The 26,450-nt window shown below is 71.5% G+C and carries 21 protein-coding genes; 19 read left to right on the top strand and 2 right to left on the bottom strand.

Going from position 1 to position 26,450, the window contains the following annotated elements:
* Positions 1-118 precede the first annotated feature (118 nt).
* From secE to ACIRST_RS19680, 19 genes are all read left to right on the top strand, one after another.
* Positions 119-478, top strand: a complete 360-nt coding sequence (gene secE / locus ACIRST_RS19770) for a preprotein translocase subunit SecE (RefSeq protein WP_350519872.1) — start codon at positions 119-121, stop codon at positions 476-478.
* Positions 479-688: 210 nt separating this feature from the next.
* The gene (gene nusG / locus ACIRST_RS19765; protein ID WP_402803229.1) at positions 689-1,558 is read left to right on the top strand and encodes a transcription termination/antitermination protein NusG; all 870 of its coding nucleotides are present in this window, start codon (positions 689-691) and stop codon (positions 1,556-1,558) included.
* Positions 1,559-1,723: 165 nt separating this feature from the next.
* Positions 1,724-2,158, top strand: a complete 435-nt coding sequence (gene rplK / locus ACIRST_RS19760; protein WP_350519874.1) for a 50S ribosomal protein L11 — start codon at positions 1,724-1,726, stop codon at positions 2,156-2,158.
* A 76-nt stretch (positions 2,159-2,234) separates the two neighbouring features.
* Positions 2,235-2,957, top strand: a complete 723-nt coding sequence (gene rplA / locus ACIRST_RS19755) for a 50S ribosomal protein L1 (RefSeq protein ID WP_329930358.1) — start codon at positions 2,235-2,237, stop codon at positions 2,955-2,957.
* Between the two features lie 225 nt (positions 2,958-3,182).
* Positions 3,183-3,965, top strand: a complete 783-nt coding sequence (locus ACIRST_RS19750; RefSeq protein ID WP_402803228.1) for a hypothetical protein — start codon at positions 3,183-3,185, stop codon at positions 3,963-3,965.
* 134 nt (positions 3,966-4,099) lie between these two features.
* Positions 4,100-4,939, top strand: a complete 840-nt coding sequence (locus ACIRST_RS19745; RefSeq protein WP_402803227.1) for a hypothetical protein — start codon at positions 4,100-4,102, stop codon at positions 4,937-4,939.
* 269 nt (positions 4,940-5,208) lie between these two features.
* Positions 5,209-6,075, top strand: a complete 867-nt coding sequence (locus tag ACIRST_RS19740; protein WP_402803226.1) for a hypothetical protein — start codon at positions 5,209-5,211, stop codon at positions 6,073-6,075.
* A 351-nt stretch (positions 6,076-6,426) separates the two neighbouring features.
* Positions 6,427-6,990 carry a 50S ribosomal protein L10 gene (rplJ, locus tag ACIRST_RS19735; protein ID WP_045693068.1) on the top strand — a complete coding sequence of 188 codons (564 nt, stop codon included), beginning with the start codon at positions 6,427-6,429 and terminating at the stop codon, positions 6,988-6,990.
* A gap of 88 nt (positions 6,991-7,078) precedes the next feature.
* Positions 7,079-7,462, top strand: a complete 384-nt coding sequence (gene rplL, locus ACIRST_RS19730; protein ID WP_350519878.1) for a 50S ribosomal protein L7/L12 — start codon at positions 7,079-7,081, stop codon at positions 7,460-7,462.
* A 718-nt stretch (positions 7,463-8,180) separates the two neighbouring features.
* On the top strand, positions 8,181-11,657 hold the full coding sequence (gene rpoB / locus ACIRST_RS19725) for a DNA-directed RNA polymerase subunit beta (RefSeq protein WP_350519879.1): 3,477 nt from the start codon (positions 8,181-8,183) through the stop codon (positions 11,655-11,657).
* 100 nt (positions 11,658-11,757) lie between these two features.
* Complete coding sequence (locus tag ACIRST_RS19720) at positions 11,758-15,651, top strand: DNA-directed RNA polymerase subunit beta' (RefSeq protein WP_350519880.1); 3,894 nt, start codon at positions 11,758-11,760, stop codon at positions 15,649-15,651.
* 223 nt (positions 15,652-15,874) lie between these two features.
* Entirely contained in the window at positions 15,875-16,549 is a 675-nt protein-coding gene (locus tag ACIRST_RS19715; protein ID WP_402803225.1) for a DUF4097 family beta strand repeat-containing protein, read from the top strand.
* An 82-nt stretch (positions 16,550-16,631) separates the two neighbouring features.
* Positions 16,632-17,819, top strand: a complete 1,188-nt coding sequence (locus ACIRST_RS19710; RefSeq protein ID WP_402803223.1) for a sensor histidine kinase — start codon at positions 16,632-16,634, stop codon at positions 17,817-17,819.
* On the top strand, positions 17,816-18,496 hold the full coding sequence (locus ACIRST_RS19705) for a response regulator transcription factor (protein ID WP_350519883.1): 681 nt from the start codon (positions 17,816-17,818) through the stop codon (positions 18,494-18,496). Before ACIRST_RS19710 ends, ACIRST_RS19705 begins: the two co-directional genes overlap by 4 nt.
* A 133-nt stretch (positions 18,497-18,629) precedes the next feature.
* Complete coding sequence (locus ACIRST_RS19700) at positions 18,630-19,238, top strand: hypothetical protein (protein WP_350519884.1); 609 nt, start codon at positions 18,630-18,632, stop codon at positions 19,236-19,238.
* Positions 19,239-19,380: 142 nt separating this feature from the next.
* Complete coding sequence (locus tag ACIRST_RS19695) at positions 19,381-20,121, top strand: SIR2 family NAD-dependent protein deacylase (RefSeq protein WP_402803222.1); 741 nt, start codon at positions 19,381-19,383, stop codon at positions 20,119-20,121.
* A 91-nt stretch (positions 20,122-20,212) separates the two neighbouring features.
* Positions 20,213-21,427, top strand: a complete 1,215-nt coding sequence (locus ACIRST_RS19690) for a cytochrome P450 (RefSeq protein ID WP_350519886.1) — start codon at positions 20,213-20,215, stop codon at positions 21,425-21,427.
* An 18-nt stretch (positions 21,428-21,445) separates the two neighbouring features.
* Positions 21,446-22,444, top strand: coding sequence for an ADP-ribosylglycohydrolase family protein (locus ACIRST_RS19685; RefSeq protein ID WP_350519887.1), 999 nt, complete (start codon positions 21,446-21,448; stop codon positions 22,442-22,444).
* Positions 22,445-22,562: 118 nt separating this feature from the next.
* Positions 22,563-23,882 (top strand): serpin family protein, encoded by a 1,320-nt coding sequence (locus ACIRST_RS19680; RefSeq protein ID WP_350519888.1) that lies wholly within the window; start codon positions 22,563-22,565, stop codon positions 23,880-23,882.
* 52 nt (positions 23,883-23,934) lie between these two features.
* Here the strand turns inward: ACIRST_RS19680 and ACIRST_RS19675 are convergent, their stop codons facing one another.
* Positions 23,935-25,047: an ADP-ribosylglycohydrolase family protein gene (locus tag ACIRST_RS19675; RefSeq protein WP_402803221.1), complete on the bottom strand. Its 1,113-nt coding sequence runs from the start codon at positions 25,045-25,047 to the stop codon at positions 23,935-23,937.
* A 54-nt stretch (positions 25,048-25,101) separates the two neighbouring features.
* Positions 25,102-26,388 carry a DUF2786 domain-containing protein gene (locus ACIRST_RS19670; protein ID WP_402803220.1) on the bottom strand — a complete coding sequence of 429 codons (1,287 nt, stop codon included), beginning with the start codon at positions 26,386-26,388 and terminating at the stop codon, positions 25,102-25,104.
* Positions 26,389-26,450 lie beyond the last annotated feature (62 nt).

Here is a 26,450-nt window from a genome sequence, read left to right as displayed (position 1 = left end):
CAGAGCGAGCGGGCTTGATGCGGAGATGGCACCGATCAGCACCGCTAAGCCGGCCGGTCGTGCTCCATCTAGGGTGCGCGGCGACGGTCCGGCAGGACCCGGATTCAGGTGAGGACGAGTGACGGAGACCACGGGCTCCACCGCAACGCCTGAGAGCGGCAACCCCGAGGGTGCCGACGGCGCTGCCGGGACCACGCCTGCCGAGGGCGAGGAGAAGGCGCTCTCGCGCCGCGACCGCAAGCGGGCCAACCGCTCGGGCGACAAGAAGTCCGGCAAGCGGGCCAAGAAGGGCCTGTTCGCCCGCATGGCGCTGTTCTACCGCCAGATCATCGCGGAACTGCGCAAGGTGGTCTGGCCCACCCGGAGCGAGCTCACCAACTACACCACCGTCGTGGTCGTGTTCGTCGTCGTCGTGATGGCCTTCGTGGCCGGTCTGGACTACGGCTTCTCCAAGCTGAGCCTCTGGATCTTCGGCTGACGCAGCCGACCACCTTCGAAACAACCTCCCGACCCGGGCCGACCTTCGGCCCGGGTCGAGCTGTCGGCGGAGGTCGTACGCGCCGTTACCGTTGACTCGGTACTGTTGAAGTCTCCGAGGCCTCATCCAGGCGCCCGCGCGAGCGGCAGCGCGCCGGGTCCGGTTCCGGAGCGCGCCACCTTCACCATCTCCAGGAAAGAAGCAGCCACCGTGTCTGAGTCCCCCCTGTACGACGCCGACGAGACCGTCCGCGAGGCGGATGTCGCCGCCGAGCTGGACGCGGCCGAGCTGGCTGACGACGTCGAGTCCGCCGAGCAGATCGTGGACGCCGCGGACAGCGACGAGGACGAGGTCGAGGCGTACGACGAGGCCGAGGCCGGCGAGCCCGCCGAGGAGGCCGCGCTGCACGAGGAGGGCGACGTCGAGGCCGCCGCCGAGGAGACCGAGGTCGAGGAGGCCGAGGAGGCCGAGGAGGTCGACCCGGTCGCCAAGTTCCGCGAGGACCTGCGCTTCATGCCGGGCGAGTGGTACGTGATCCACACCTACGCCGGCTACGAGAACCGGGTGAAGCAGAACCTGGAGCAGCGCGCCGTCTCGCTGAACGTCGAGGAGTACATCTTCCAGGCCGAGGTGCCGCAGGAGGAGGTCGTCCAGATCAAGAACGGCGACCGCAAGACCATCCGCCAGAACAAGCTCCCCGGCTACGTCCTGGTGCGCATGGACCTCACCCCGGAGTCCTGGGGCGTCGTGCGCAACACCCCGGGTGTCACCGGCTTCGTCGGCAACGCCTACGACCCGTACCCGCTGACGCTGGACGAGGTCGTCAAGATGCTCGCCCCCGACGTCGAGCGCCAGGCGGCCAAGGAGGCCGGCAAGCCCTCGCCGGTCAAGCCGAGCGAGATCCAGGTGCTGGACTTCGAGGTCGGCGACTCGGTCACCGTCACCGACGGCCCGTTCGCGACCCTGCAGGCGACCATCAACGAGATCAACCCCGACTCGAAGAAGGTCAAGGGCCTGGTCGAGATCTTCGGCCGGGAGACCCCGGTCGAGCTCTCCTTCGACCAGATCCAGAAGAACTAGTCATACGGTCTTCGGATCCGGGGCGGGGCCGAGGGCCCTGCCCCGGATCCGTTTTGGTCCAGCGGCGCGGACGCGTTAGCCTGGTCCGATGTGTGTGCTGGCGGCCGGGTGTCGCCCCGGTTCCGCACGCACCAGCAATCACCTCTCGGAAGGACCCGGAGAGACATGCCTCCCAAGAAGAAGAAGGTCACGGGGCTTATCAAGCTCCAGATCAACGCCGGCGCGGCCAACCCGGCGCCGCCGGTCGGCCCCGCGCTGGGTCAGCACGGCGTCAACATCATGGAGTTCTGCAAGGCCTACAACGCTGCGACCGAGTCGCAGCGCGGCATGATCGTGCCGGTGGAGATCACGGTCTACGAGGACCGTTCCTTCACCTTCATCACGAAGACGCCGCCGGCCGCGCGCCTCATCCTGAAGGCCGCCGGTATCGAGAAGGGCTCCAGCGAGCCGCACAAGACCAAGGTCGCGAAGCTCACCAGCGCCCAGGTCCGCGACATCGCCACCGCCAAGATGCCCGACCTGAACGCCAACGACCTGGACGCCGCGGAGAAGATCATCGCCGGCACCGCCCGGTCGATGGGCATCACGGTCGAGGGCTGATCCCCTTCTCGTTCCCTGTGGTAGGGCCTGCGCAGGCCCGAGACACCACAACTCCAATCACCATTCAGGAGCAGCAGTGAAGCGCAGCAAGGCTCTGAAGGCCGCGGACGCCAAGGTCGACCGCGAGCGCCTTTACGCCCCCCTTGAGGCTGTCCGCCTCGCCAAGGCGACCAGCACCACCAAGTTCGACGGCACCGTTGAGGTCGCCATGCGTCTGGGCGTCGACCCGCGCAAGGCCGACCAGATGGTCCGCAGCACCGTGATCCTCCCGCACGGCACCGGTAAGACCGCTCGGGTCCTGGTCTTCGCGACCGGCGAGCGTGCCGAGGCCGCGCGTGCTGCGGGTGCCGACATCGTCGGTGCCGACGAGCTGATCGACGAGGTCGCGAAGGGCAAGCTGGACTTCGACGCCGTCGTCGCCACCCCGGACCTCATGGGCAAGGTCGGCCGCCTGGGCCGCGTGCTCGGTCCCCGTGGTCTGATGCCGAACCCGAAGACCGGCACCGTGACCCCGGACGTCGCCAAGGCTGTCAACGACATCAAGGGCGGCAAGATCGAGTTCCGCGTCGACAAGCACTCGAACCTGCACTTCATCATCGGTAAGGCCTCCTTCACCGACGAGCAGCTGGTCGAGAACTACGCCGCCGCGCTGGACGAGGTGCTCCGCGCCAAGCCGTCCGCCGCCAAGGGCCGCTACATCAAGAAGACCGCGTTCTCGACCACCATGGGCCCCGGCATCCTGGTGGACCCGAACCGCACCCGCAACCTCCTCGTCGAGGAGGACCCGGCCGCGGTCTGAGCCCCAGCGCTCTAGAGCAGTCCGTACGACGGGCCCGCACCCCCTTCACCGGGGGTGCGGGCCCGTCGTCGTTCCCGCGGTCGGAGCCGCTCCCGGAGCCGGGGTCGGGGGCGCGACGGGAGCGGCTGCGGGGCCGGGACCTGCCCGGATGGGAACGCATGCACGAACCGTCGTACGCTCTGCCGGTCAGATCATGTGGAGAGCCCGCGACCGACGGAGTGTGCCGTGCCGCCAGCCCCCCGCTCCGCCGCCCTGGCGGCCGTTCTGCTGCTGCTCGGCGCCGGCACCGGCTGCAGCCTGTTGGCCGTACCGGACACCGGCACGCCCGGCGTCCCCACGGCCCTGCCGCCCAAGCAGGTGGTGCTCTCGGCCGCGCAGGCCCTGGACGACGCCGGCGGTGCCCGGATCGAGGTGGAGCGGGAGGGGCCCGAGGGGCGTCGCACCGCGAGCGGCACGCTGGTCTGGGGCCCCCGGGACGAGGCCGCGCTGACCGTCACCGACGAGGCGGGCACCGGGCAGCTGACGTCGAGGAACGGCGCGATCGACCTCGTCTACCAGGGCGGCGCGGCCAAGCACGCCGACCGGGCCGGCGCCGAGTCGCTGGACCCGACGGCCGGCCCCGATCCGGACGGCTACGCGGGCGGCTGGACGACCGCGCTGGTCACCGACCCGGGCAGCCGCGCCTACGCGATCGCCCAGGCCGTCCCGCTCGGATCGCTCGGCGGCGAGCAGCTGGCCGGCACGACCGTCGCGCACTACCAGGGCTCCGTGTCGGTGGACGGATTCTTCGGCGCGGACCGGGAGTCGAGCCCGCAGCGGCGCGCGGCCGCGGTCGACTGGTACCGGCAGCGCGGGGTCACGACGATCGGCTTCGACGTCTGGGTGGGGCCCGGCGAGCGGCTGATGAGACTGCGCGAGACGGTCCGGGGCACCGCCGGAACCACCGTGACCACGACGGACGTCCCGTCCTCCGGGACGGGCGACGCGTCGCCCGCCGCGGACGGCTGACGGGATGCCCGAAATCCGGTGAGTGACGGCTCGGGAGATCCGTTAGAGTCCGGCTGGGAATGACTGGGAGAGACCTGGGAAGAGCCGGGAACCGGCTCCTGTCCGGGTCGACGATGATCTTCACGGGGGACTTCATGCGCGCTGTGCGCCTCGCCTCGGCCGTCGCGACGACGGTCGTCCTGCTCGGTGCGGTCACCGCCTGCAGCAGCAAGGGCGGCAACGACGCCAAGGCCGGCGACGCCAAGGGCGGCGGCGACCCGATCGCGGCGGCGTTGACCGGGGACCCGAAGGCGGCGCTGGCCGCCTCCGCGCTGGTCATGCAGAAGGCCGGCAACGGCAAGGTCACCATGGTCGCCCCGGACGACGCCAAGGGCGGCGGCACCGGCGACGCCGACTGGAAGGACCCGGCCAAGGCCGCCGTGGACCTGGTCGGCGACATGGGGGGCAAGAAGCTCCGGATCCGGGTGGTCGGGCCGGACGCCTACCTCGGCGGCGACGACGCGGCCGCGGTCCTGGGCGGGAAGCACTGGGTGAAGCTGCCCGCCGGGAACGAGGCCGGGGACGGCTTCCGGGCGGCGGGCCAGATGCTGAACCCGGTCGTCCTGCTCACCGTCGCGGCCCAGGGCGGCAAGCCGACCAAGGTCGGCCAGGAGGACCTGAAGGGCACCCCGACCACCCACCTGCGGGCGGTCGAGGAGACCTCCACCCTGGTGGCCGGGATGTCGGGGCTCCCCGAGGAGCAGCGCAAGGCCGTCCAGAAGACGCTGGAGGAGGACGGCAAGACCCTCACCTTCGACTTCTGGCTGAACGCCAAGCAGGAGCTCGTCCAGTACCAGGAGTACGGCGACACGAACGGTGCGAAGGAGGCCGTCACGGTCACCTACTCGGACCTCGGCAAGGCCGCCGCGATCACCGCGCCCGCCGCCGCCGACCTCGGCGACCAGGCCGAGCTCCTCAAGCTGCTCGGCAGCTGATCCGGCCGTCGCCCACCCGGACCGCGCCGTCCCGGTGACCGCCACCACCCGGAGCCGTCCGACGTGGTGGCGTCCACCGAGCCCGCGGAGCCCGGAGGAGGGCGCCACCGGCCGACCGGCGCGCACGGCCCCGGCTCGGCCGACCCGGTGGATCCGGCCGGACCGGCCCGATCGCTGAGGGGGCCGCCACCGCGCGGGCCGGTGACGGGTGGCAAGGTGGCGGGACGAGGGCCGTCGTCGGACGGAGCAGGGTGAGGAAGGGAACGGACGTGGCGGGACGGCAGCGGTTGGCGGCAGTGGCCGTCGTCGCCCTGCTGGCGAGCGGGCTGAGCGGCTGCGGCGGGGGAGCCGACGGGTCGGCCGAGCCGTCCGGCAGCCCGACCCCGACCAGCGCGTCGCCGACCGCCTCCGCGGCCAAGCCGACCGACCGCTCGCCGCACGGCGTGCTGCTCTCCGCCCAGCTGGCCATGCAGACCGCCCGCCGGGCCAAGGTCAGCTACCGGCTCGGCGCGGACGCCGGATCCGGCCCGCTGTTCTGGCAGCCGAAGACGGCGCTGCAGGTCAAGCGCTCCACCCCGGCCGACGCCGAGCAGCTGATCGTGGTGGACACCGTCGCCTACCAGGGCGGCGACGCGGCCACCGCGGCCCGGCAGGGCGGCCGGCACTGGGAGCGCTTCACCGTTCCGCCGGACCCGGACGGCCGCAAGGAGATCCCGTACGCCGGGCTGATCGACCTGCTGAACCCGGTGGAGGCGCTGGCCGCGGCCACCGCCGACGGGACGGACCCCGCCTTCGTCGGCGAGGAGAAGTACGAGGACTCGACCGTCGAGCACTACCGGGTCACCACCAACGCCGAGCGGTACGCGGCCGCCCAGACCCAGCTGCCCCAGGCCCGCCGGGACGGCCTGCGGGCCGCGCTCGCCCCCGGCGGTTCGCTCTTGCTCACCCTGGACCTCTGGCTCAACGACAAGGACCAGCTGGTGCGGCTCCAGCGCACCGGCAGCGGGGACAGCGGCCGGGCGGACGACTCGGTGCTCTACACCGACCTGGCCGGCGCCCTGCTCTCGGCGCAGGCGCCGGCTGAGACGGACACCGCGGACACCGGCGTGCGGACGGTCTCCCCGCTGGCCCGCTGAGCCGCTCCGGGGTTGCTCCGTCCGAGGGCGATTTGCACCTCGCGGACGCGTCCGGCTAATCTGGCCGAAGCCAAAGACCGCTGGTTGTCGCCGGGCGCCCGAGAGGGAGTCGGTGGCCGAAGGATCTGCGATTCGTCGCAGGCAGCCCGCGCAGGTGTGTCTGGAGCTTCGACTTCCGGGTCTCGCGTTCGCGCGGCAGCCCGTCGAGGTCGTTCCGAGCCCCGTGCCCCTGCGCATCGGGGCTCATTGCATTTCTGCAAGGGCTTTCCTTCCGTCCAGCCGGTCAGCGGCAGAATTGGTCGACTTTCGTGGTCGGCCTGACTTCGACATCACGGAAGGAGGCGTAAGCCTATGGCCAGGCCCGACAAGGCTGCTGCCGTCGCCGAGATCACGGACAAGTTCCGTGGCTCCTCCGCGGCGCTGCTGACCGAGTACCGCGGTCTCTCGGTGAAGCAGGTCAAGACCCTGCGTCGCTCGCTCGGCGACAACGCCGAGTACGCCGTGGTGAAGAACACGCTGACCAAGATCGCGGCCAATGAGGTCGGGATCACGGAGCTCGACGACCTGTTCAACGGTCCGACGGCTGTCGCCTTCGTCACCGGTGACCCGGTGGAGTCGGCGAAGGCTCTGCGTGACTTCGCCAAGGAGAACCCCGCTCTCATCATCAAGGGCGGTGTCCTTGACGGTAAGGCGCTGTCCGCCGATGAGATCAAGAAGCTCGCGGACCTTGAGTCCCGCGAGGTGCTGCTCGCCAAGCTGGCGGGTGCCCTGAAGGCCAAGCAGTCCCAGGCTGCCGCGCTCTTCCAGGCCCTGCCGTCGAAGCTCGTCCGCACTGTGGACGCGCTGCGCGACAAGGTCGAGCAGGGCGGTGCCGGTACGCCGGCTCCCGCCGCCGAGGACGCTGCCGCCGAGTAATTCGGCAGGCTCACGCCTCGCTGCGGGCCCGTGCCCGCCCAACCCGTACATCCGGCACCACCTGCCGATTTAGTGGAAGGACGCCATCATGGCGAAGCTGTCCCAGGACGAGCTGCTCGCGCAGTTCGAGGAGCTCACCCTCATCGAGCTGGCCGCCTTTGTGAAGGCCTTCGAGGAGAAGTTCGACGTCACCGCTGCCGCCCCGGTCGCCGTTGCCGCCGCCGGCGTTGCCGGCCCGGCCGCCGAGGCCGCTGAGGAGCAGGACGAGTTCGACGTCATCCTCGACGGTGCCGGCGACAAGAAGATCCAGGTCATCAAGGAGGTGCGCACCCTGACCTCCCTCGGCCTGAAGGAGGCCAAGGACCTCGTTGACACCGCTGGTGCCAAGGTCCTGGAGAAGGTTGCCAAGGACGTTGCCGAGAAGGCCAAGGCTGCCCTTGAGGGTGCCGGCGCCAAGGTCACCGTCAAGTGATCTTGCGCCCCCTCTGAGGGGGCGTGCGGCCGGGCCGACCACCCTCACGGGTGGTCGGCCCGGCCTTTTCGCGTTCCCGGGGGCGGGCCCCGTCCGGCCCCGTTCCGGGCCCCGCTCCGGGCCCCGTTCCGCCGTCCGGGTCGATGCGCCCCACCGGTGTGGCCGATCGCGCACTCGGCAGTGTCGGTGGTGAGGGGTATGGTGATCAACGTCGTCGGGGCGGTCCCCACCACGGCTTCTGTAACGCCGGAGGGGATCCGACCGATGGACGGGGCGAGGTCCGCACCGTCGGCGGGCCCTTGACGAACCAGGCGCGGCGCGCGATTCTCAAGGCGCGAGTCCGCCCGGTTGGTCCGCTGCTGGATGCATAACCAGTGGCCCGGCGGGAAATGACTCCACGTGAGTTAGAGCAGTACCCGGTGGGCGTCCGCGCTCACCGGCTACCGGGAGGAGTCTCCGATTCGGTCTCCGAATCAGAGCTGGACAGCAGTGTGGCCTTTGGCTACACTGTCCCTTTGCGCTGCCTGTTAGCTGCTCCGTGACTCGTCGCCCGGAGTTTGCGTTGCCCTGAAGGGGTCTGGCATCGCCTCCGCAAAGCGGCTCTGACCTGGGGTTTCGACTCCGGCAGAGGCCGGTGGCGATGGAGGCGGGACCAAGCCCAAGCAGGCCCGGCTGGTACGCGCGTAGTGAGCTCCGAGCCCTCGGAAGGACCCCCCTCTTGGCCGCGCCGCGCAACGCCTCGAACAATTCCGCCGCATCCACCGCCCCGCTCCGCGTCTCCTTCGCGAAGATCAAGGAGCCCCTTGAGGTCCCGAACCTCCTGGCCCTGCAGACCGAGAGCTTTGACTGGCTGCTCGGCAACGCGGCCTGGAAGTCCCGGGTCGAGGCGGCCCTGGAGAGTGGTCAGGACGTCCCCACCAAGTCCGGTCTGGAGGAGATCTTCGAGGAGATCTCCCCGATCGAGGACTTCAGCGGGTCGATGTCCCTGACCTTCCGCGACCACCGTTTCGAGCCGCCGAAGAACTCCATTGACGAGTGCAAGGACCGCGACTTCACGTTCGCGGCCCCGCTCTTCGTCACGGCCGAGTTCACCAACAACGAGACCGGTGAGATCAAGTCTCAGACGGTCTTCATGGGCGACTTCCCGCTCATGACCCACAAGGGCACGTTCGTGATCAACGGCACCGAGCGTGTCGTCGTCTCGCAGCTGGTCCGCTCCCCGGGTGTGTACTTCGACTCCACCCTGGACAAGGTGTCCGACAAGGACATCTACTCCTGCAAGGTCATCCCCTCGCGTGGTGCCTGGCTGGAGATGGAGATCGACAAGCGCGACATGGTCGGCGTCCGCATCGACCGCAAGCGCAAGCAGTCCGTCACCGTGCTGCTCAAGGCGCTCGGCTGGACCAACGAGATGATTCTCGAAGAGTTCGGCGAGTACGAGTCGATGCGCGCCACCCTGGAGAAGGACCACACCCAGGGCCAGGACGACGCGCTGCTGGACATCTACCGCAAGCTGCGTCCGGGCGAGCCGCCGACGCGCGAGGCCGCGCAGACGCTTCTGGAGAACCTGTACTTCAACCCGAAGCGCTACGACCTGGCCAAGGTCGGTCGTTACAAGGTCAACCGCAAGCTGGGCAACGCCGAGTCGCTGGACTCCGGCGTGCTCACCGAGCCCGACATCATCGGTGCGATCAAGTACCTGGTGAAGCTGCACGCGGGCGAGACCGAGTGGCGTGACGGCGACGGCCGCGACATCGTGGTCGAGGTCGACGACATCGACCACTTCGGCAACCGTCGCCTGCGCAACGTCGGCGAGCTCATCCAGAACCAGGTCCGTACGGGTCTCGCCCGTATGGAGCGCGTCGTGCGCGAGCGCATGACCACCCAGGACGTCGAGGCGATCACGCCGCAGACCCTGATCAACATCCGGCCGGTCGTCGCCTCCATCAAGGAGTTCTTCGGCACCAGCCAGCTGTCGCAGTTCATGGACCAGACGAACCCGCTGTCGGGTCTGACCCACAAGCGTCGTCTGTCCGCCCTCGGCCCCGGCGGTCTCTCCCGTGAGCGCGCCGGCTTCGAGGTCCGTGACGTGCACCCCTCGCACTACGGCCGCATGTGTCCGATCGAGACCCCCGAAGGCCCGAACATCGGTCTGATCGGGTCGCTGGCCTCGTACGGCCGGGTCAACGCGTTCGGCTTCATCGAGACCCCGTACCGCAAGGTCGTCGACGGTGTGGTCACCGAGCAGGTCGACTACCTGACCGCCGACGAGGAGGACCGCTACGTCATCGCGCAGGCGAACGCCCCGCTGACGGCGGAGCTGACCTTCGCCGAGCCGCGTGTCCTCGTCCGCCGCCGCGGCGGCGAGATCGACTACATCCCGGGCTCCGAGATCGACTACATGGACGTCTCGCCGCGCCAGATGGTGTCGGTCGCGACCGCCATGATCCCGTTCCTTGAGCACGACGACGCCAACCGCGCGCTCATGGGCTCCAACATGATGCGTCAGGCGGTGCCGCTGCTGAAGAGCGAGGCCCCGCTGGTCGGCACCGGCATGGAGTACCGCTGCGCCGTCGACGCCGCCGACGTCATCACCGCCGAGAAGGCCGGTGTCGTCCAGGAGGTCTCGGCCGACTACGTCACCGTGGCCAACGACGACGGCACGTACACCACGTACCGCGCCGCCAAGTTCACCCGCTCCAACCAGGGCACCGCCTTCAACCAGAAGGTGCTCGTGGACGAGGGCGCCCGGGTCGAGGTCAACCAGGTGCTGGCCGACGGCCCCTGCACCGACGAGGGCGAGATGGCCCTCGGCAAGAACCTGCTCGTGGCGTTCATGTCGTGGGAGGGTCACAACTACGAGGACGCGATCATCCTGTCGCAGCGCCTCGTGCAGGACGACGTCCTCTCCTCGATCCACATCGAGGAGCACGAGGTCGACGCCCGTGACACCAAGCTCGGCCCCGAGGAGATCACCCGGGACATCCCGAACGTCTCCGAGGAGGTCCTCGCCGACCTCGACGAGCGCGGCATCATCCGCATCGGCGCCGACGTCGTCACCGGCGACATCCTGGTCGGCAAGGTCACCCCGAAGGGTGAGACCGAGCTGACCCCCGAGGAGCGCCTGCTCCGCGCGATCTTCGGTGAGAAGGCCCGTGAGGTCCGCGACACCTCGCTGAAGGTGCCGCACGGTGAGTCCGGCAAGGTCATCGGCGTCCGCGTCTTCGACCGCGAAGAGGGCGACGAGCTGCCCCCGGGCGTCAACCAGCTGGTCCGCGTCTACGTGGCCCAGAAGCGCAAGATCACCAACGGTGACAAGCTCGCCGGCCGTCACGGCAACAAGGGCGTCATCTCCAAGATCCTGCCGGTCGAGGACATGCCGTTCCTGGAGGACGGCACCCCGGTCGACATCATCCTCAACCCGCTGGGTGTCCCGTCCCGAATGAACCCGGGACAGGTCCTGGAGATCCACCTCGGGTGGCTCGCCAAGCAGGGCTGGGACGTCTCCGGCCTCGCCGACGAGTGGGCCCAGCGCCTGCAGGCGATCGGCGCCGACCAGGTCGACGGTGGCACCAACCTCGCCACCCCGGTCTTCGACGGCGCCCGCGAGGACGAGATCACCGGCCTGCTGGACAACACCACCCTCACCCGTGACGGTGAGCGCCTGGTGAACTCCACCGGCAAGGCCCGGCTGTTCGACGGCCGCTCCGGCGAGCCGTTCCCGATGCCGGTCTCGGTCGGCTACATGTACATCCTCAAGCTGCACCACCTGGTCGACGACAAGCTGCACGCCCGTTCGACCGGCCCGTACTCGATGATCACCCAGCAGCCGCTCGGTGGTAAGGCGCAGTTCGGTGGTCAGCGCTTCGGTGAGATGGAGGTGTGGGCCCTTGAGGCGTACGGCGCGGCCTACGCGCTGCAGGAGCTGCTCACCATCAAGTCCGACGACGTGCTCGGCCGCGTGAAGGTCTACGAGGCCATCGTCAAGGGCGAGAACATCCCCGAGCCCGGCATTCCCGAGTCCTTCAAGGTCCTCATCAAGGAAATGCAGTCGCTCTGCCTCAACGTGGAGGTGCTGTCCTCGGACGGCCAGTCCATCGAGATGCGGGACTCCGACGAGGACGTGTTCCGCGCCGCCGAGGAGCTCGGCATCGACCTGTCCCGGCGCGAGCCGAGCAGCGTCGAAGAGGTCTGACGGAGGTGGGGCCGGCCGCACGACCGCGGCCGGCCCGCCCCCAGGCCCCCCTCAGACCACATGAACGACTCTCGACTTACGAAAGAGGGCTTGACGACCAGTGCTTGACGTCAACTTCTTCGACGAGCTCCGCATCGGCCTGGCCACCGCCGACGACATCCGCCAGTGGTCGCACGGCGAGGTCAAGAAGCCGGAGACCATCAACTACCGCACCCTGAAGCCGGAAAAGGACGGGCTCTTCTGCGAGAAGATCTTCGGCCCCACCCGGGACTGGGAGTGCTACTGCGGCAAGTACAAGCGCGTCCGCTTCAAGGGCATCATCTGTGAGCGCTGCGGCGTCGAGGTGACCCGCGCCAAGGTGCGCCGTGAGCGGATGGGCCACATCGAGCTGGCCGCCCCGGTCACCCACATCTGGTACTTCAAGGGTGTCCCGTCCCGCCTGGGCTACCTGCTGGACCTGGCGCCGAAGGACCTCGAAAAGGTCATCTACTTCGCCGCCTACATGATCACCTGGGTCGACGACGAGCGCCGCCAGCGCGACCTGCCGTCCCTGGAGGCGCACGTCTCGGTCGAGCGTCAGCAGATCGAGAACCGCCGCGACTCCGACCTCGAAGGCCGCGCCAAGAAGGCCGAGACCGACCTGGCCGAGCTGGAGGCCGAGGGCGCCAAGGCCGACGTGCGCCGCAAGGTGCGCGAGGGTGCCGAGCGCGAGATGAAGCAGCTGCGCGACCGCGCGCAGCGCGAGCTCGACCGCCTCGACGAGGTGTGGGCCCGCTTCAAGAACCTCAAGGTCCAGGACCTTGAGGGCGACGAGCTGCTCTACCGCGAGCTGCGCGACCGCTTCGGCACGTACTTCTCCGGCTCGATGGGCGCCGCGGCGCTCAAGGACCGCCTGGAGAACTTCGACCTGGCGGAGGAGTCCGAGCGCCTGCGCGAGATCATCCGCACCGGCAAGGGCCAGAAGAAGACCCGTGCGCTGAAGCGCCTCAAGGTCGTCTCCGCGTTCCTGCAGACCACCAACAAGCCCAACGGCATGGTGCTGGACTGCGTCCCGGTCATCCCGCCGGACCTGCGTCCGATGGTGCAGCTGGACGGTGGCCGCTTCGCGACCTCCGACCTGAACGACCTGTACCGCCGCGTCATCAACCGCAACAACCGCCTGAAGCGCCTGCTCGACCTCGGTGCCCCCGAGATCATCGTGAACAACGAGAAGCGCATGCTCCAGGAGGCCGTCGACGCGCTGTTCGACAACGGCCGCCGCGGCCGTCCGGTCACCGGCCCGGGCAACCGCCCGCTGAAGTCCCTCAGCGACATGCTGAAGGGCAAGCAGGGTCGTTTCCGTCAGAACCTGCTCGGCAAGCGAGTCGACTACTCGGCCCGTTCGGTCATCGTCGTCGGCCCGCAGCTCAAGCTGCACCAGTGCGGTCTGCCGAAGGCCATGGCGCTGGAGCTCTTCAAGCCGTTCGTGATGAAGCGCCTGGTCGACCTGAACCACGCGCAGAACATCAAGTCGGCCAAGCGCATGGTCGAGCGTGCCCGCCCGGTCGTGTGGGACGTGCTCGAAGAGGTCATCGCCGAGCACCCGGTCCTGCTGAACCGTGCGCCCACCCTGCACCGCCTCGGCATCCAGGCCTTCGAGCCGCAGCTGGTCGAGGGCAAGGCCATCCAGATCCACCCGCTCGTCTGCACCGCGTTCAACGCGGACTTCGACGGTGACCAGATGGCCGTCCACCTGCCGCTCTCCGCGGAGGCGCAGGCCGAGGCCCGCATCCTGATGCTGTCCTCGAACAACATCCTGAAGCCGGCCGACGGTCGCCCCGTCACCATGCCGACCCAGGACATGGTGCTCGGTCTGTTCTTCCTCACCTCGGACCGCGAGAACGTGAAGGGCGCCGGTCGCACCTTCTCGTCGACCGCCGAGGCGATCATGGCCTTCGACGCCCGCGACCTGGACGTGCAGGCCCCGATCGAGCTGCGCCTGCCGGCCGGCACCGTCCCGCCGCGCGGCTGGGCCGCTCCGGTGGACGAGGACGGCCAGCAGACCTGGTACGAGGGCGAGCCCTTCCGCCTCACCACCACCCTGGGCCGCGCGCTCTTCAACGAGCTGCTGCCCGAGGACTACCCGTTCGTCGACTACGAGGTGGGCAAGAAGCAGCTCTCCGCGATCGTCAACGACCTGGCCGAGCGCTACCCCAAGGTCGTCGTCGCGGCGACCCTGGACAACCTGAAGTCGGCCGGCTTCCACTGGTCGACCCGCTCGGGTGTCACCGTCTCGATCTCGGACGTCATCGTCCCGCCGAGCAAGCCCCAGATCCTTGAGGGCTTCGAGGCCAAGGCGGAGAAGGTCCAGAAGCAGTACGAGCGCGGTCTGATCACCAACGACGAGCGCAAGCAGGAGCTCGTCGGCATCTGGACCCAGGCGACCAACGAGGTCGCGGACGCCATGGCCGCGAACTTCCCGAAGACGAACCCCATCTTCATGATGGTCGACTCGGGTGCTCGTGGAAACATGATGCAGATGCGCCAGATCGCCGGTATGCGTGGTCTGGTGTCGAACGCCAAGAACGAGACCATCCCGCGACCCATCAAGGCGTCGTTCCGTGAGGGTCTCACCGTGCTGGAGTACTTCATCTCCACCCACGGTGCCCGTAAGGGTCTGGCCGACACCGCCCTCCGTACCGCCGACTCCGGTTACCTCACCCGTCGTCTGGTCGACGTCTCCCAGGACGTCATCATCCGCGAGGAGGACTGCGGTACCGAGCGCGGCCTGAAGCTGGCGATCGGCATCGTGGGTGCGGACGGCGTCCTGCGCAAGACGGACGACGTCGAGACCAGCGTCTACGCCCGCATGCTCGCCGAGGACATCACGGTGGACGGCAAGCTGCTGGCCACCGCGAACACCGACCTCGGTGACGTGCTGATCGACGAGCTGATCCGCCACGGCATCAGCGAGGTCAAGACCCGCTCGATCCTGACCTGTGAGTCGGCCGTCGGCACCTGTGCCTTCTGCTACGGCCGCTCGCTGGCCACCGGCAAGCTGGTCGACATCGGTGAGGCGGTCGGCATCATCGCCGCCCAGTCCATCGGTGAGCCCGGTACCCAGCTGACGATGCGTACCTTCCACACCGGTGGTGTGGCCGGTGACGACATCACCCAGGGTCTGCCGCGTGTCGTCGAGCTCTTCGAGGCCCGTACCCCCAAGGGTGTGGCCCCGATCTCGGAGGCCACCGGCCGGGCGCGGATCGAGGACACCGAGAAGACCCGCAAGATCGTCATCACGCCGGACGACGGCACCGACGAGATCGCCTACCCGGTCTCGAAGCGTGTCAAGCTGCTGGTCAGCGAGGGCGAGGCGGTCGAGGTCGGCCAGAAGCTGACCATGGGTGCCACCAACCCGCACGACGTCCTGCGCATCATGGGCCAGCGTGCCGTCCAGGTCCACCTGGTCGCCGAGGTCCAGAAGGTCTACAACTCGCAGGGTGTGTCGATCCACGACAAGCACATCGAGATCATCATCCGGCAGATGCTCCGCCGCGTGACGATCATCGAGTCGGGCGACGCCGAGCTGCTCCCGGGCGAGCTCGTCGAGCGCGGCCGCTTCGAGACCGAGAACCGTCGTGTGGTCGCCGAGGGCGGTCACCCCGCCTCCGGCCGTCCGCAGCTGATGGGTATCACCAAGGCCTCGCTGGCCACCGAGTCCTGGCTGTCGGCCGCCTCCTTCCAGGAGACGACCCGGGTCCTCACCGACGCGGCGATCCACGCCAAGTCGGACCCGCTGCTGGGCCTCAAGGAGAACGTCATCCTCGGTAAGCTCATCCCGGCCGGTACGGGTCTGCCCCGCTACCGCAACATCCGGGTCGAGCCGACCGAGGAGGCCAAGGCCGCGATGTACTCGGCCGTCGGCTACGACGACTACGACCTGTCGCCCTTCGGCGCCGGCTCCGGCCAGGCGGTTCCGCTGGACGACTACGACTACGGCCCGTACACCGGCTGAGTCACCTCTTCGGCCTTCGACGGCCGCTGATCGCAGGGCGGTCACCCCTCACGGGGTGGCCGCCCTGCGGCGTTCCCGGCGCCGGGCGGGTCGCCGACCGCCCGGACCGGCTCACCCGTGCGGGGGAGGGGCGGGAACCGCTCCGCGGAGGGAGGTGGGGGAGGGGGCGGTTGCGGGAGGCTTCTCGGTGTCGGGACGACGGTGCTTTCGAAGGGGGCAGGGGATGAAGCGGGTACTGGGTGCGATGGCGATCACGGCGGGGGTCCTGGCCGGGATGATGGGCTGTCTGCCGATCGGGGACGACCAGGAGCACCGGACGGTCAGCTACGGGGTGGCCGAGCCGGTCAAGGAGCTGGTGGTCGAGGGGGAGAACGGCGGCGTGCAGGTGACCGGCGACGGCGACACCGTGAGCGTCGTCGAGAAGCAGAACTACCAGGGGGCCGCGCCGAAGAGCACGCACGAGGTGAAGGACGGCGTGCTCCGGCTGACGTACGACTGCGACCACTGCGGCATCGGGTACACCGTGCGGGTGCCGGCCGGGACCAAGGTGCGGGTCAAGGAGACCAACGGCGGCATCAGGCTGACCGGGCTGGCCGGCGACGCGGAGGCCGACGTCAAGAACGGCGGGGTCGACGCGAGCGGGCTCAGCTCGGCGCAGGTGAAGCTGACCGCGGTGAACGGCGGGGTGCGGGCCGACTTCGCGGCCGCGCCGACCAAGGTCGAGGCGACGACCTCGAACGGCGGGGTGCGGGTGAAGGTCCCGACCGGTGAGGCGTACGCGGTGGACGCGCACGCCTCGGTCGGCGGGGTGGACGTGGGCCTCCCCTCGCAGCCGGGTGCGGCGCGCAGCATCACCGCCCGGGCGGAGACCGGCGGCGTGACGGTCAGCGGTGCCTGACCGGGCCGTTCCGGAGGTCCTGCCGGTAGGGCATGATCTTCTCCGCGGGGGCGGCGTCCCCGGCTACGGGGGAGGAACCGGGGTGGAGCGTGCGACGGGTCGGCCGAGCTGGTCGGCCGGGCTGAGTCCGTACGTGCAGGACTCGCTGCTGGCGGTGGTCGCGGCGGGGGTCGCGGTGTGGGCGGTGTCCCAGGACGAGACGGCCCGGTCGTGGTGGATCTACCTGCTCGCGGTGGCGACCGCGCTGCCGCTGCCCTGGCGGCGCCGGAGGCCGCTGACGGTGCTGACGCTGGCGACGCTGCCGTCCCTGGTGATCTCGATCGTGGCGCACTCGGCGAACCCCCAGGTGCCGCTGTCCGGGGTGATCGCCCTCTACACGGTGGCGGAGCGGTCCTCGGAGCGGGTGCGGTGGAGCGTCCTGGCGGTGGTGGTGGTCGGCAACGTCGTCGGCACCCACTCGCCGAACGGCGCGCTGTTCAGCCTGCTCACCTCCGTCGGCACCTTCGTGTTCGGCTCGCTGGTGCGCGCCCAGCGGAAGCTGGCCCGGCTGCAGGCGGAGCGAGCCCGGGAGGCCGGTGAGCGGGCGGCGAGCGACGCGGCCCGGGCGGTGGCGGAGGAGCGGGCGCGGATCGCCCGGGAGATGCACGACATCCTGGCGCACGCGGTCTCGCTGATGGTGATCCAGGCCGAGGCCGGGCCGGTGGTGGTGCACAGCGATCCGGACCGGGCGATCCGCGCGTTCGACACCATCGCCGACGCGGGCCGCGATGCGATGGTCCAACTGCGGCGCGTGCTCGGGGTGTTGAAGGACCCCGAGGCCGGCCGCCAGCTGGCGCCGCAGCCCAGACTGGCCGAACTCGCCGACGTGGCCGAGCGGGTGCGCGGGGCGGGGCTGCGGGTGGAGCTCGAACTCCCGGAGGGGAAGGGCGCGTTGCCGGCCGACGTGGAGGCAGCGGCGTACCGGATCGTGCAGGAGGCGCTGACCAACACGGTCAAGCACGCCGGGGCCGACCGGGTGGCGATCCGGGTGCGGCGCTCCGCCGAGGTGCTGGAGGTCGTGGTCTCCGACAACGGCCGCGGGGTGCCGCCGACGGCCGACCGCGCGGTGATCGGCTGGTCGGGCGGGCGCGGGCTGGTCGGCATCCGGGAGCGGGCGGCGGCCTGCGGCGGGCTGGCCGAGGCCGGGCCGGGGCCGGAGGGCAGGGGTTTCCTGGTGAGCGCCCGGCTGCCGCTGGCCGCGGGCACGAGGGTGGAGAGGGTGGGCGGATGACGCCGATTCGGGTGGTCGTCGCGGACGACCAGGAGCTGGTGCGGGCCGGGTTCGGGATGATCCTGGACGCACAGCCGGACATCGAGGTGGTGGCGGAGGCGGCCGACGGCGCCGAGGCGGTCGAGGCGGTGCGCGCGCACGGTCCGGACGTGCTGCTGCTGGACGTCCGGATGCCGGTGATGGACGGGCTGGAGGCGGCCCGCCGGGTGTGCGCGGAGTTCCCCTCCACCAAGGTGATCATGCTGACCACCTTCGACATCGACGACTACGTCTTCGACGCGCTGTACGCGGGCGCCAGCGGCTTCCTGCTCAAGGACGTCCGACGGGACGACCTGGCGCACGGGGTGCGGATGGTCGCCTCGGGGGAGGCGCTGCTCGCACCCTCGGTGACCAGGCGCCTGATCGGCGAGTTCGCCGCCCGCCGGCCGGGCGCGCCGGAGCGGGCGGTGCGGCCGCCGTCCAAGCTGCTGGAGCAGCTGACCCTGCGCGAGCAGGAGACGCTGCAGCTGATCGCGCGCGGGCTGTCCAACGCGGAGATCGCGGCCGAGCTGGTGGTCAGCGAGCACACGGTGAAGACGCACGTCAGCAACGTGCTGAGCAAGCTCGGCCTGCGGGACCGGGTGCACGCGGTGGTGTTCGCCTACGAGGCGGGGGCGGTGGTGGCGGGGGAGTCCTGACGCACGGGGGCGGACCGCCTCCCCCGTGCGGGGGAGGCGGGGAGTTCGCCGGTGCGGGCGATCCGGGACGAGGGGTCCGGCGGACAGGCTGTGCGGTGTCGGAACGGATCACGGACACCGCAGGAGACCGCAGATGAACACCACCCAGCACAGCCGCCGCACCGCGTACGCCGTCGTCGGCGCGCCCGCCCTGATGGCCCTCTACGGCGGCATCCGCCTGGTGCCGGGCTCCCGCGAGCCGGGCCTCGGCTGGACGGTCGGCCACACCGCGATGTTCGCCGGGCTGCTGCTGTTCGCCCCGCTCTTCCTCGCACTGCGCCGGCAGCTCGCCCCGCGCGGCACGGCCGGGCGGATCGCCGCCGGGGCGGCGCTGGGGACGGCCTTCGCGGGGCTGCTCTGCTCGCTGGCGCAGATCGGCATCGACCTGGTGGTCGGCCTGGTGGCGGCGGACAAGGCCGAGCAGTCGCGGCTGTTCGACCGGGTGCAGGAGGTGCCGGGGGTGCTCCCGGCCGTGTACCAGGTGGGCCCGCTGTTCTTCTACGTCGGCCTGCTGGCGCTGCTGGTCGCCGCGTCGGTGGGCGCGGCCCGGACGCTGCGCTGGTGGAGCCCGGTGCTGATGCTGGTCGGCACCGTCGCCTCGGCGGCCGACCTGGCCATGATCCCGGTGGCCGCCGCCTGCTACCTGGTGGCGCTGGCCCCGCTGGCCCGTCCGGTGGCGGCGCCGCGGCCGGCGCTGGCCTGACGCCAGGGCAGGCCCGACGCCGGCCGGTCGGCTAGTCCGGAGGGCCGGCCCGCGCGGGGTGACCGGCCCGGTGCGCGGGGGGAGTCGGCGGGCCCGGATTTTCGGTGGCCGCGGGCGGGCCGGGCACCGTACCGTCCGGGGCATGAACGCGAAGCGTCCCCTGATCGCCGTGCTCACCGGCGCGGGCATCTCGACCGACTCCGGCATCCCCGACTACCGCGGCCCGCAGGGGCTCTGGCAACGGGACCCGTCGGCGCAGGAACTGGTCACCCTCCAGCCGTACCTGACCGACGGCCTGGTGCGGGAGCGGGCCTGGCTGATGCGCCGCGACGCCGGGGCGCTGGCCGCCGAGCCGAACGCCGGGCACCGGGCGCTGGTCGAGCTGGAGCGTTCCGGGCTGCCGGTGCGGGTGCTCACCCAGAACGTGGACGGGCTGCACCAGCTCTCCGGGCTGCCCGCCCGCAAGGTGCTCGAACTGCACGGCACCGCACGGGAGGTGCAGTGCGTGCGCTGCCGGGTGACCGGGACGATGGAGGACGCGCTGGCGCGGGTCGCGGCGGGGGAGCCGGACCCGGCCTGCCGGGAGTGCGGCGGTGTCCTCAAGCCGCGCACGGTGATGTTCGGCGAGAACCTGGACCCGGTGGTGCTCCAGCAGGCCGACGCGATCGCCCGGGCCTGCGACGTCTTCGTCGCGGTGGGCACCAGCCTCCAGGTCTACCCGGTGGCCGCGCTGCCGCAGATCGCGGTGGAGAACGGCGCCCGGCTGATCGTGGTGAACGGCGAGCCGACCCCGTTCGACGAGGCGGCGGACGAGGTGATCCGGGAGCCGATCTCCCGGGCACTGCCGGCGCTGGTGCGGCGGCTGGTGACCGAACGGGCCTGAGGAGAGAGGGCCGGAGGGGGCTCCGCACGGACGCACCGCGTGCGTACGATGATCCTTCCGGCTCCCCCTCACGGCCTGGAGTGATCGACCGATGACGACGACGGCGAACTTCGACCCCTGGTCGGCGGCGTTCGTGGCCCACCCGTACGACGCGTACGCCGAGCTGCGCGAGCACGCGCCGGTGACGTACTTCGAGCCGACGAACCAGTGGCTCGTCTCCCGCCACGAGGACGTCAGCGCGCTGCTCCGCGACCGGCGGCTCGGCCGCACCTACACCCACCGCTTCAGCCACGCGGAGTTCGGCCGCCCCGAGCCCGACCCGGCGCACGAGCCCTTCCACACCCTGAACGACCACGGGCTGCTCGACCTGGAGGCACCCGACCACACCCGGATCCGCCGGCTGGTCTCCAAGGCCTTCACCCCGCGCATGGTCGAGGGCCTGCGCCCGACCGTCCGGCGCCTGGCCGGCGAACTGGTCGACGACCTGCTCGCGGCCGGCGGCGGCGACCTGATCGCCACCGTCGCCGAGCCGCTGCCGGTCGCCGTGATCGCCGAGATGCTCGGCGTGCCGGAGGGCGACCGGCACCTGTTGCGGCCGTGGTCCTCCGACATCACCGGGATGTTCGAACTCAACCCGAGCGAGGAGGCCGCCCGCCGGGCCGTCACCGCGAGCACCGAGTTCTCCGACTACCTGCGCGCCCTGATCCGCGAACGCCGGGCGGAACCCGGCGAGGACCTGGTCAGCGCGCTCATCCAGGCCCAGGAGGGCTCCGACGCGCTCAGCGAACAGGAGATGGTCTCCACCTGCGTGCTGCTGCTCAACGCCGGCCACGAGGCGACCGTCAACACCACCGGCAACGGCTGGTGGGCGCTGTTCCGCCACCCCGAGGAGCTCGCCCGGCTGCGCGCCTCGGTGGACGGGCTGCTGCCCACCGCGATCGAGGAACTGATGCGCTGGGACACCCCGCTGCAGATGTTCGAGCGCTGGGTGCTGGAGGACATCGAGGTCCACGGCGTCACCGTCCCGCGCGGCTCCGAGATCGCCCTGCTGTTCGGCTCCGCCAACCGCGACCCCGAGCGCTTCGCCGACCCCGACCGGCTCGACCTCGCCCGCACCGACAACCCGCACATCACCTTCGGCGCCGGAATCCATTTCTGCCTCGGCGCCCCGCTTGCCAGACTGGAGCTCACCGAGTCCTACGGCACGCTGCTGCGCCGGGCCCCGGGCCTGCGGCTGGTCCGCGAGCCCGAGTGGAACCCGGGCTACGTGATCCGCGGGCTCAAGGAACTGCAGGTCGAGGTCTGACGACGAGGGGGAACGGCCGTGGGCAAGGCGACGGGGGCACTGCTGGGCTTGGCGATCGGTGATGCGATGGGCCGGGTGACCGAGTTCCAGGACGTCGAGCGGATCGCCGTCGACCATCCGGACTGGCGTCGACTCCCGCTGCCCGCCAGGGCGTCGGTCACCGACGACACCCAGATGACGCTCGCTCTCGGCCGCGGCCTGCGCACCGCCCTGGCCGACGGACCGCTGACCCCGCTGCGCCTGGAGCGGCCGGTCCGCGAGGAGTTCGTCGACTGGTGGCGCTCCCCGGAGAACAACCGCGCCCCGGGCATGACCTGCCTGCGCGCCTGCGAGCGGCTCAGCCGCCCCGAGTACCGCTGGCAGCAGGCGAGCGACGTGGGCTCCAAGGGCTGCGGCGCCAACATGCGGGTCGCCCCGATCGGGCTGGTCCGCGCACTGGACGCCCGGCAGCTCTCCGGCGCCGCCCAGCTGCAGTCCGCGCTCACCCACGGCCACCCCACCGCGCTCGCCGCCAGTGACCTCACCGCGTACGCCGTCCGCAAGCTGGCCGAGGGCGTCCCGCCGGCCGGCCTGCCCGCGGTGCTGCGGGCGTACGCGCTGGCCGGCCGGGAGCGCTACGACGAGTTCTGGCTCGGCGACCTCGCCGACCGCTGGTACGGCAGCTCCCCGCAGGCCGTCATGGCCCGCGGCTGGGACGACTGCCTCAAGGTGCTCGACGACCTGGAGGCCGCCCTCGCCGCGCCCGACGTCGAGGCCGACCCCTGCCTGGCCACCGGCGAGGGCTGGGTCGCCGAGGAGGCCTTCGGCACCGGCCTGCTCTGCTTCCTGCTGCTGCCCGACGACCCGGTCGCCGCCGTCCGCCGGGCCGCCTACTCCAGCGGCGACTCCGACTCCCTCGCCTGCCTGACCGGCGCCTTCGCGGGCGCCCACCACGGCGAAGCGGTCTGGCCGGCCGAATGGGTGGACCGGATCGAGTACCGGGACGAGCTCCTGGAGCTCGGGGCGCTCTGGGACTGAGCGGTCGAGGCCCGGTCCCGGTCCCGGGGCCGGCCGGCGCGCTCCCGGCCGGTGCGCTCCCGGCCTGCGTCCCCCCGGGCGGGCGGAACCGCTCGGCGGGGTGGTGCGTCGAAGGGCCATGACGAACCGCAGCACCGGAACCCGTCGTACGTCCCGCCGCCCGGCGGCGCTGCTCCTCGCCGCCGCACTCGCCGCGCCGCTGCTGGCCGGGTGCGGCAGCACCGGGGCCGCCACCGGCGCGGAGGTGAGGGCCTCCGCACCCGCCAGTCCGCCCGCGGTGGACCCGGCCCGGGTGGCGGCCACCGCGAAGGCCACCGACGCCTTCGGACTGGACCTCCTGCACACCCTCACCGCCACGCCGGACGGCGCCGGCCGCAACGTGGTGCTCTCCCCGTCCGGGCTCTCCACCGTGCTCGCCATGCTGCTGCCCGGTGCCCGCGGCGCGACCGCCCAGGAGCTGGCGAAGGCCCTGCACACCGAGCTCGACCCGAAGCAGTACGCCCTCGCCGTCGGCGCGCTGAACCGACCCGTGCCGACCACCGACGGACTCACCCTGCACCGGAGCGACGAGGTCTGGACGCAGCAGGGCTTCACGGTGGAGCCCGACTACCTGGCGACGCTCGCTGCGGCCTTCGACGCCGGAGTGCACACCACCGACTTCAAGAAGGACCCGGAGGGCAGCCGCAAGGCGGTCAACGCGGCCGTGGAGAAGGCCACCGAGGGGCGGATCAAGGACCTGTTCGCCCCGAAGGCGATCAACCCGGACACCCGGCTGGTGCTCACCGACGCGCTCTACCTCAAGGCGAAGTGGGCCTCCGCGTTCAAGCCCGCGCACACGGAGGACCGTCCGTTCCACAAGCTCGACGGCACCGCGCCGAACGTCTCCACGATGGGCCAGACCGGCGACTTCAAGTACGCCGACGGCTCCGGCGGGATCGTCGGCGAACCCTGGCAGGCCGTCGAACTGCCTTATGCGGACGGCGGACTGGCGATGGACCTGATCGTTCCCGCGCAGGGCGGCTTCGACGCGTTCACCAAGGGCCTGGACCAGCCCCAGCTGGACCGGATCCTCGGCGCCCTCAGCGCACAGCCCGTCGACCTGCAGCTGCCGCGCTTCCACTTCGACACGTCCAACGAGCTCACCTCCGCGCTGCGTTCGCTCGGTGTCCACACGGCCTTCGACGACGCCGACCTCGGCGGCATCGCCAAGGAGCCGCTCGTCGTCAGCTCGGTGGTGCAGAAGGCCACCGTGCAGGTCGACGAGGAGGGGACGGTCGCGGCGGCCGGCAGCGGGGTCGGCGTGGGTGCCGCGGCGGCGCCCGCCCCGCGTCAGGCCGCCCAGCTGCACATCGACCGGCCGTTCCTGTTCCTGATCCGGGACACCGCCGGCGGGCAGCCGCTGTTCCTCGGCCAGGTCACCGACCCGCAGGCCGGCTAGGCGCGCTCACCGGGCCCGGCCGAGAGCGCCCGTCGCGCCGGGGCCGGCGGGCTCACCAGGCCGGGTAGCGCCCGCCGAGCCCCGGGTGGAGCGGGTCGCGGGTGCCGAACAGCACCAGCAGGTCGTCCGCGACCTGCCGCAGCTCGGCCCGCCCCTCGACCGCCCCGGCCCACTCGGCGGGCAGCGCCGAGGCGCCGTACGCGGCCCCGACCAGGTTGCCGCAGACCGCGCCCGTCGAGTCGCTGTCCCCGGAGTGGTTCACCGACAGCAGCAGCGCGGTGCGCACCGGGTCGGGGTCGAGGGTGGCCGCCAGCAGCGCGTACACCGCGATGGCCAGGCACTCCTCGGCGATCCAGCCGAGCCCGACCCGCTCCACCGCCTCCGCCGACGGCTCGGACTCCTGGGCGACCCGCACCGCCCTGGCCAGCGCCTGGACGGTCTCCTTGGACGCCGGCAGGTCGCGGATCTGCTCCACGGTCTCGCCGACCGCCGCCCACGGCTCCGTCCCGTTCGCGAGCCGCTCGACCAGCGCCGCGAAGGCGCCCGCCGCGAGGTACCCGGTCGGGTGACCGTGGGTGAGCTGGGCACACTGCACCGCCAGCCCGAAGGACTGCTCGACACCCAGCCGCGCCAGCCCGAACGGCGCCGAGCGCATCACCGTGCCGCAGCCCTTGGAACCCGGGTTGATCGGCCCCGGCCGCCCGATCACGGACGGCGCCTCGAACACCGGGTGCTCGGACACCCCGCTCAGGCAGGCGTTGCCCGGCGCCCGCCGCGCGTACAGGAAGGACTGCCGCAGCAGCCAGCCGTCGTACGGGCGCGGCTGCGGCGCGGTGTCCGGCGCGGGCTGGTACTGCGTCAGCAGCCAGCGCCGGTAGGCGCCGTGGACGGCCTCCGGCACCGAGCCGCCGCCGCCCGTCCAGCCGCGCACGAAGCCGCGGATCAGGCCCTCGGCGGTGAACAGCGTCATCTGTGTGTCGTCGGTGACCTCGACCGGCCCGGGACCGCCCGGTAGGGAGGTCACGCCCTCCGGCCCGTAGCGGCCCTGGATCTGATGGAGCTGCTGGAACTCCACCGGCCAGCCCAGCGCATCGCCGACGGCTCCGCCGAGCAGCGCTCCGCGCACCCGGTCCCGGTAGCCCGACTCGGCAGCCGGCTCCGTCACGTCGGATCCCCCTTCGTTCGTGGCGGAGTAGTTCTATCAGGTCCGCGTGCGGAGCTACCGGCGGATCTGCCCGGCGCGCCCGTGCAGTGCGGCCCGGTCGGCGGCGGCGCGCCCGGCCGCCCAGCCCTCGCCGTCGCTGACCCGGACCCGCTGCGAGACCAGCTTCGGGAACAGCCGGCCGACCTCCTCGTCCACCGCCTCCGAGCGGGCCGCGAGCGCGGGCAGCAGCCGCGCGTCCGGCAGCAGCTGCTCCTCGGTGCCGTCCTCGCGCAGGTGCCGGCCGGCCGCGGCGGCGCTGGTGGTCCGCTCGGTGGCCGTGGTCAGCCGCTCGCGGATCCGCGCCGCGTACGCGACCAGGAAGGACTGCCGGAACGCCTTGCTGCGCGAGTCCCGGCGGGAACCCGCCTTGTTGAGCGCATGGGTGGCCTGCACCAGCAGCGAGGTGTAGAGCAGTTCGACGCCGTCCAGGTCGCCGTCGAAGCCGACCACGGTGCAGAAACCGAACTCCTTCGCCCAGACCACCCGGCACCGGTTCGCCGCCGCGACCGCGTCCAGCAGCATCGTCTTGGGGCCCTCGTACGGGTTGTCCACCCCGATCCGCAGCGCCGCCGGGGCGTTCCGGTCCGCACCGGCGGCCGCCAGCAGCGCCTCGTCGATGCTGTGCTGGGCCATCAGCTGCTGGGCCTTGGCGGTCAGCGCCTCGGCCTCCTCGGAGTACTCGGTGGACTCGGCCTTGGCCAGCAGCGCCCGGATCCGGGCCAGCATCCGCGGCTCGCCGGCCGGGGGCCCGGGGTGCTGCGGGCCGGAGTGCCGGGTCCGCGCCGCCTGCCCGGGGCCGGGCCCCACCGGGGCGATCGGGGGCAGCCGGCCCCAGGTGCGCAGCAGCTCCAGGACGGCGGTGGCGAGCGCGAAGCGGTCCAGCCGGTGCCGCTGGGCGAAGGCCCCCAGGTACTGCTCGTCGCCGGGCCACCAGACCTCGGCCTCCAGCTCGCGCAGCTGCTCCAGCCAGCGCCGGTCGAGCGCGGCCGCCGGGTGGCGGCGGCCCTCGGCGGCGATCAGGTCCACCGCGAGGGCGAGGTGGACGGGCTTCAGCCCGCGCCGCACCACCCGCACCAGGTCGGCCGGGCGCCAGCCGGCGGACCAGCACCGGCCGACGGCGGTGTCCGCGTACCCCAGCAGCGCCCGGCTGACCGCCGACCACTGCCCGGCCGAGGCGGCCAGCAGGGACGCCCCGGTGTCCAGGGCGAGGTCCAGCCCCTCCTCGGGTGCCGTCAGCACCGACCGCACCGCCTGCTCCAGCAGCGGCCCGGCGTCCCCGCCCTGCTGCGTGCGCTTGCCCACGGTGTGTCCCTGCTCTCCTCGACGGCCCGGTTCCTCCTGCCCATGATGCCGGAGCGCGCACC

The organism is Kitasatospora sp. NPDC101447 (assembly GCF_044767225.1).
Taxonomy (GTDB): Bacteria; Actinomycetota; Actinomycetes; order Streptomycetales; family Streptomycetaceae; genus Kitasatospora.
The sequence above is the reverse complement of the archived record's forward strand: the minus strand, read 5'-3'. Positions and strand labels throughout refer to the sequence as shown.

Coding starts and splice junctions, on each gene's coding strand:
- rplK (WP_350519874.1), top strand. CDS start 1,724: ATGCCTCCCAAGAAGAAGAAGGTCACGGGGCTTATCAAGCTCCAGATC.
- ACIRST_RS19745 (WP_402803227.1), top strand. CDS start 4,100: ATGCGCGCTGTGCGCCTCGCCTCGGCCGTCGCGACGACGGTCGTCCTG.
- rplJ (WP_045693068.1), top strand. CDS start 6,427: ATGGCCAGGCCCGACAAGGCTGCTGCCGTCGCCGAGATCACGGACAAG.
- rplL (WP_350519878.1), top strand. CDS start 7,079: ATGGCGAAGCTGTCCCAGGACGAGCTGCTCGCGCAGTTCGAGGAGCTC.
- ACIRST_RS19715 (WP_402803225.1), top strand. CDS start 15,875: ATGAAGCGGGTACTGGGTGCGATGGCGATCACGGCGGGGGTCCTGGCC.
- ACIRST_RS19705 (WP_350519883.1), top strand. CDS start 17,816: ATGACGCCGATTCGGGTGGTCGTCGCGGACGACCAGGAGCTGGTGCGG.
- ACIRST_RS19700 (WP_350519884.1), top strand. CDS start 18,630: ATGAACACCACCCAGCACAGCCGCCGCACCGCGTACGCCGTCGTCGGC.
- ACIRST_RS19695 (WP_402803222.1), top strand. CDS start 19,381: ATGAACGCGAAGCGTCCCCTGATCGCCGTGCTCACCGGCGCGGGCATC.
- ACIRST_RS19690 (WP_350519886.1), top strand. CDS start 20,213: ATGACGACGACGGCGAACTTCGACCCCTGGTCGGCGGCGTTCGTGGCC.
- ACIRST_RS19680 (WP_350519888.1), top strand. CDS start 22,563: ATGACGAACCGCAGCACCGGAACCCGTCGTACGTCCCGCCGCCCGGCG.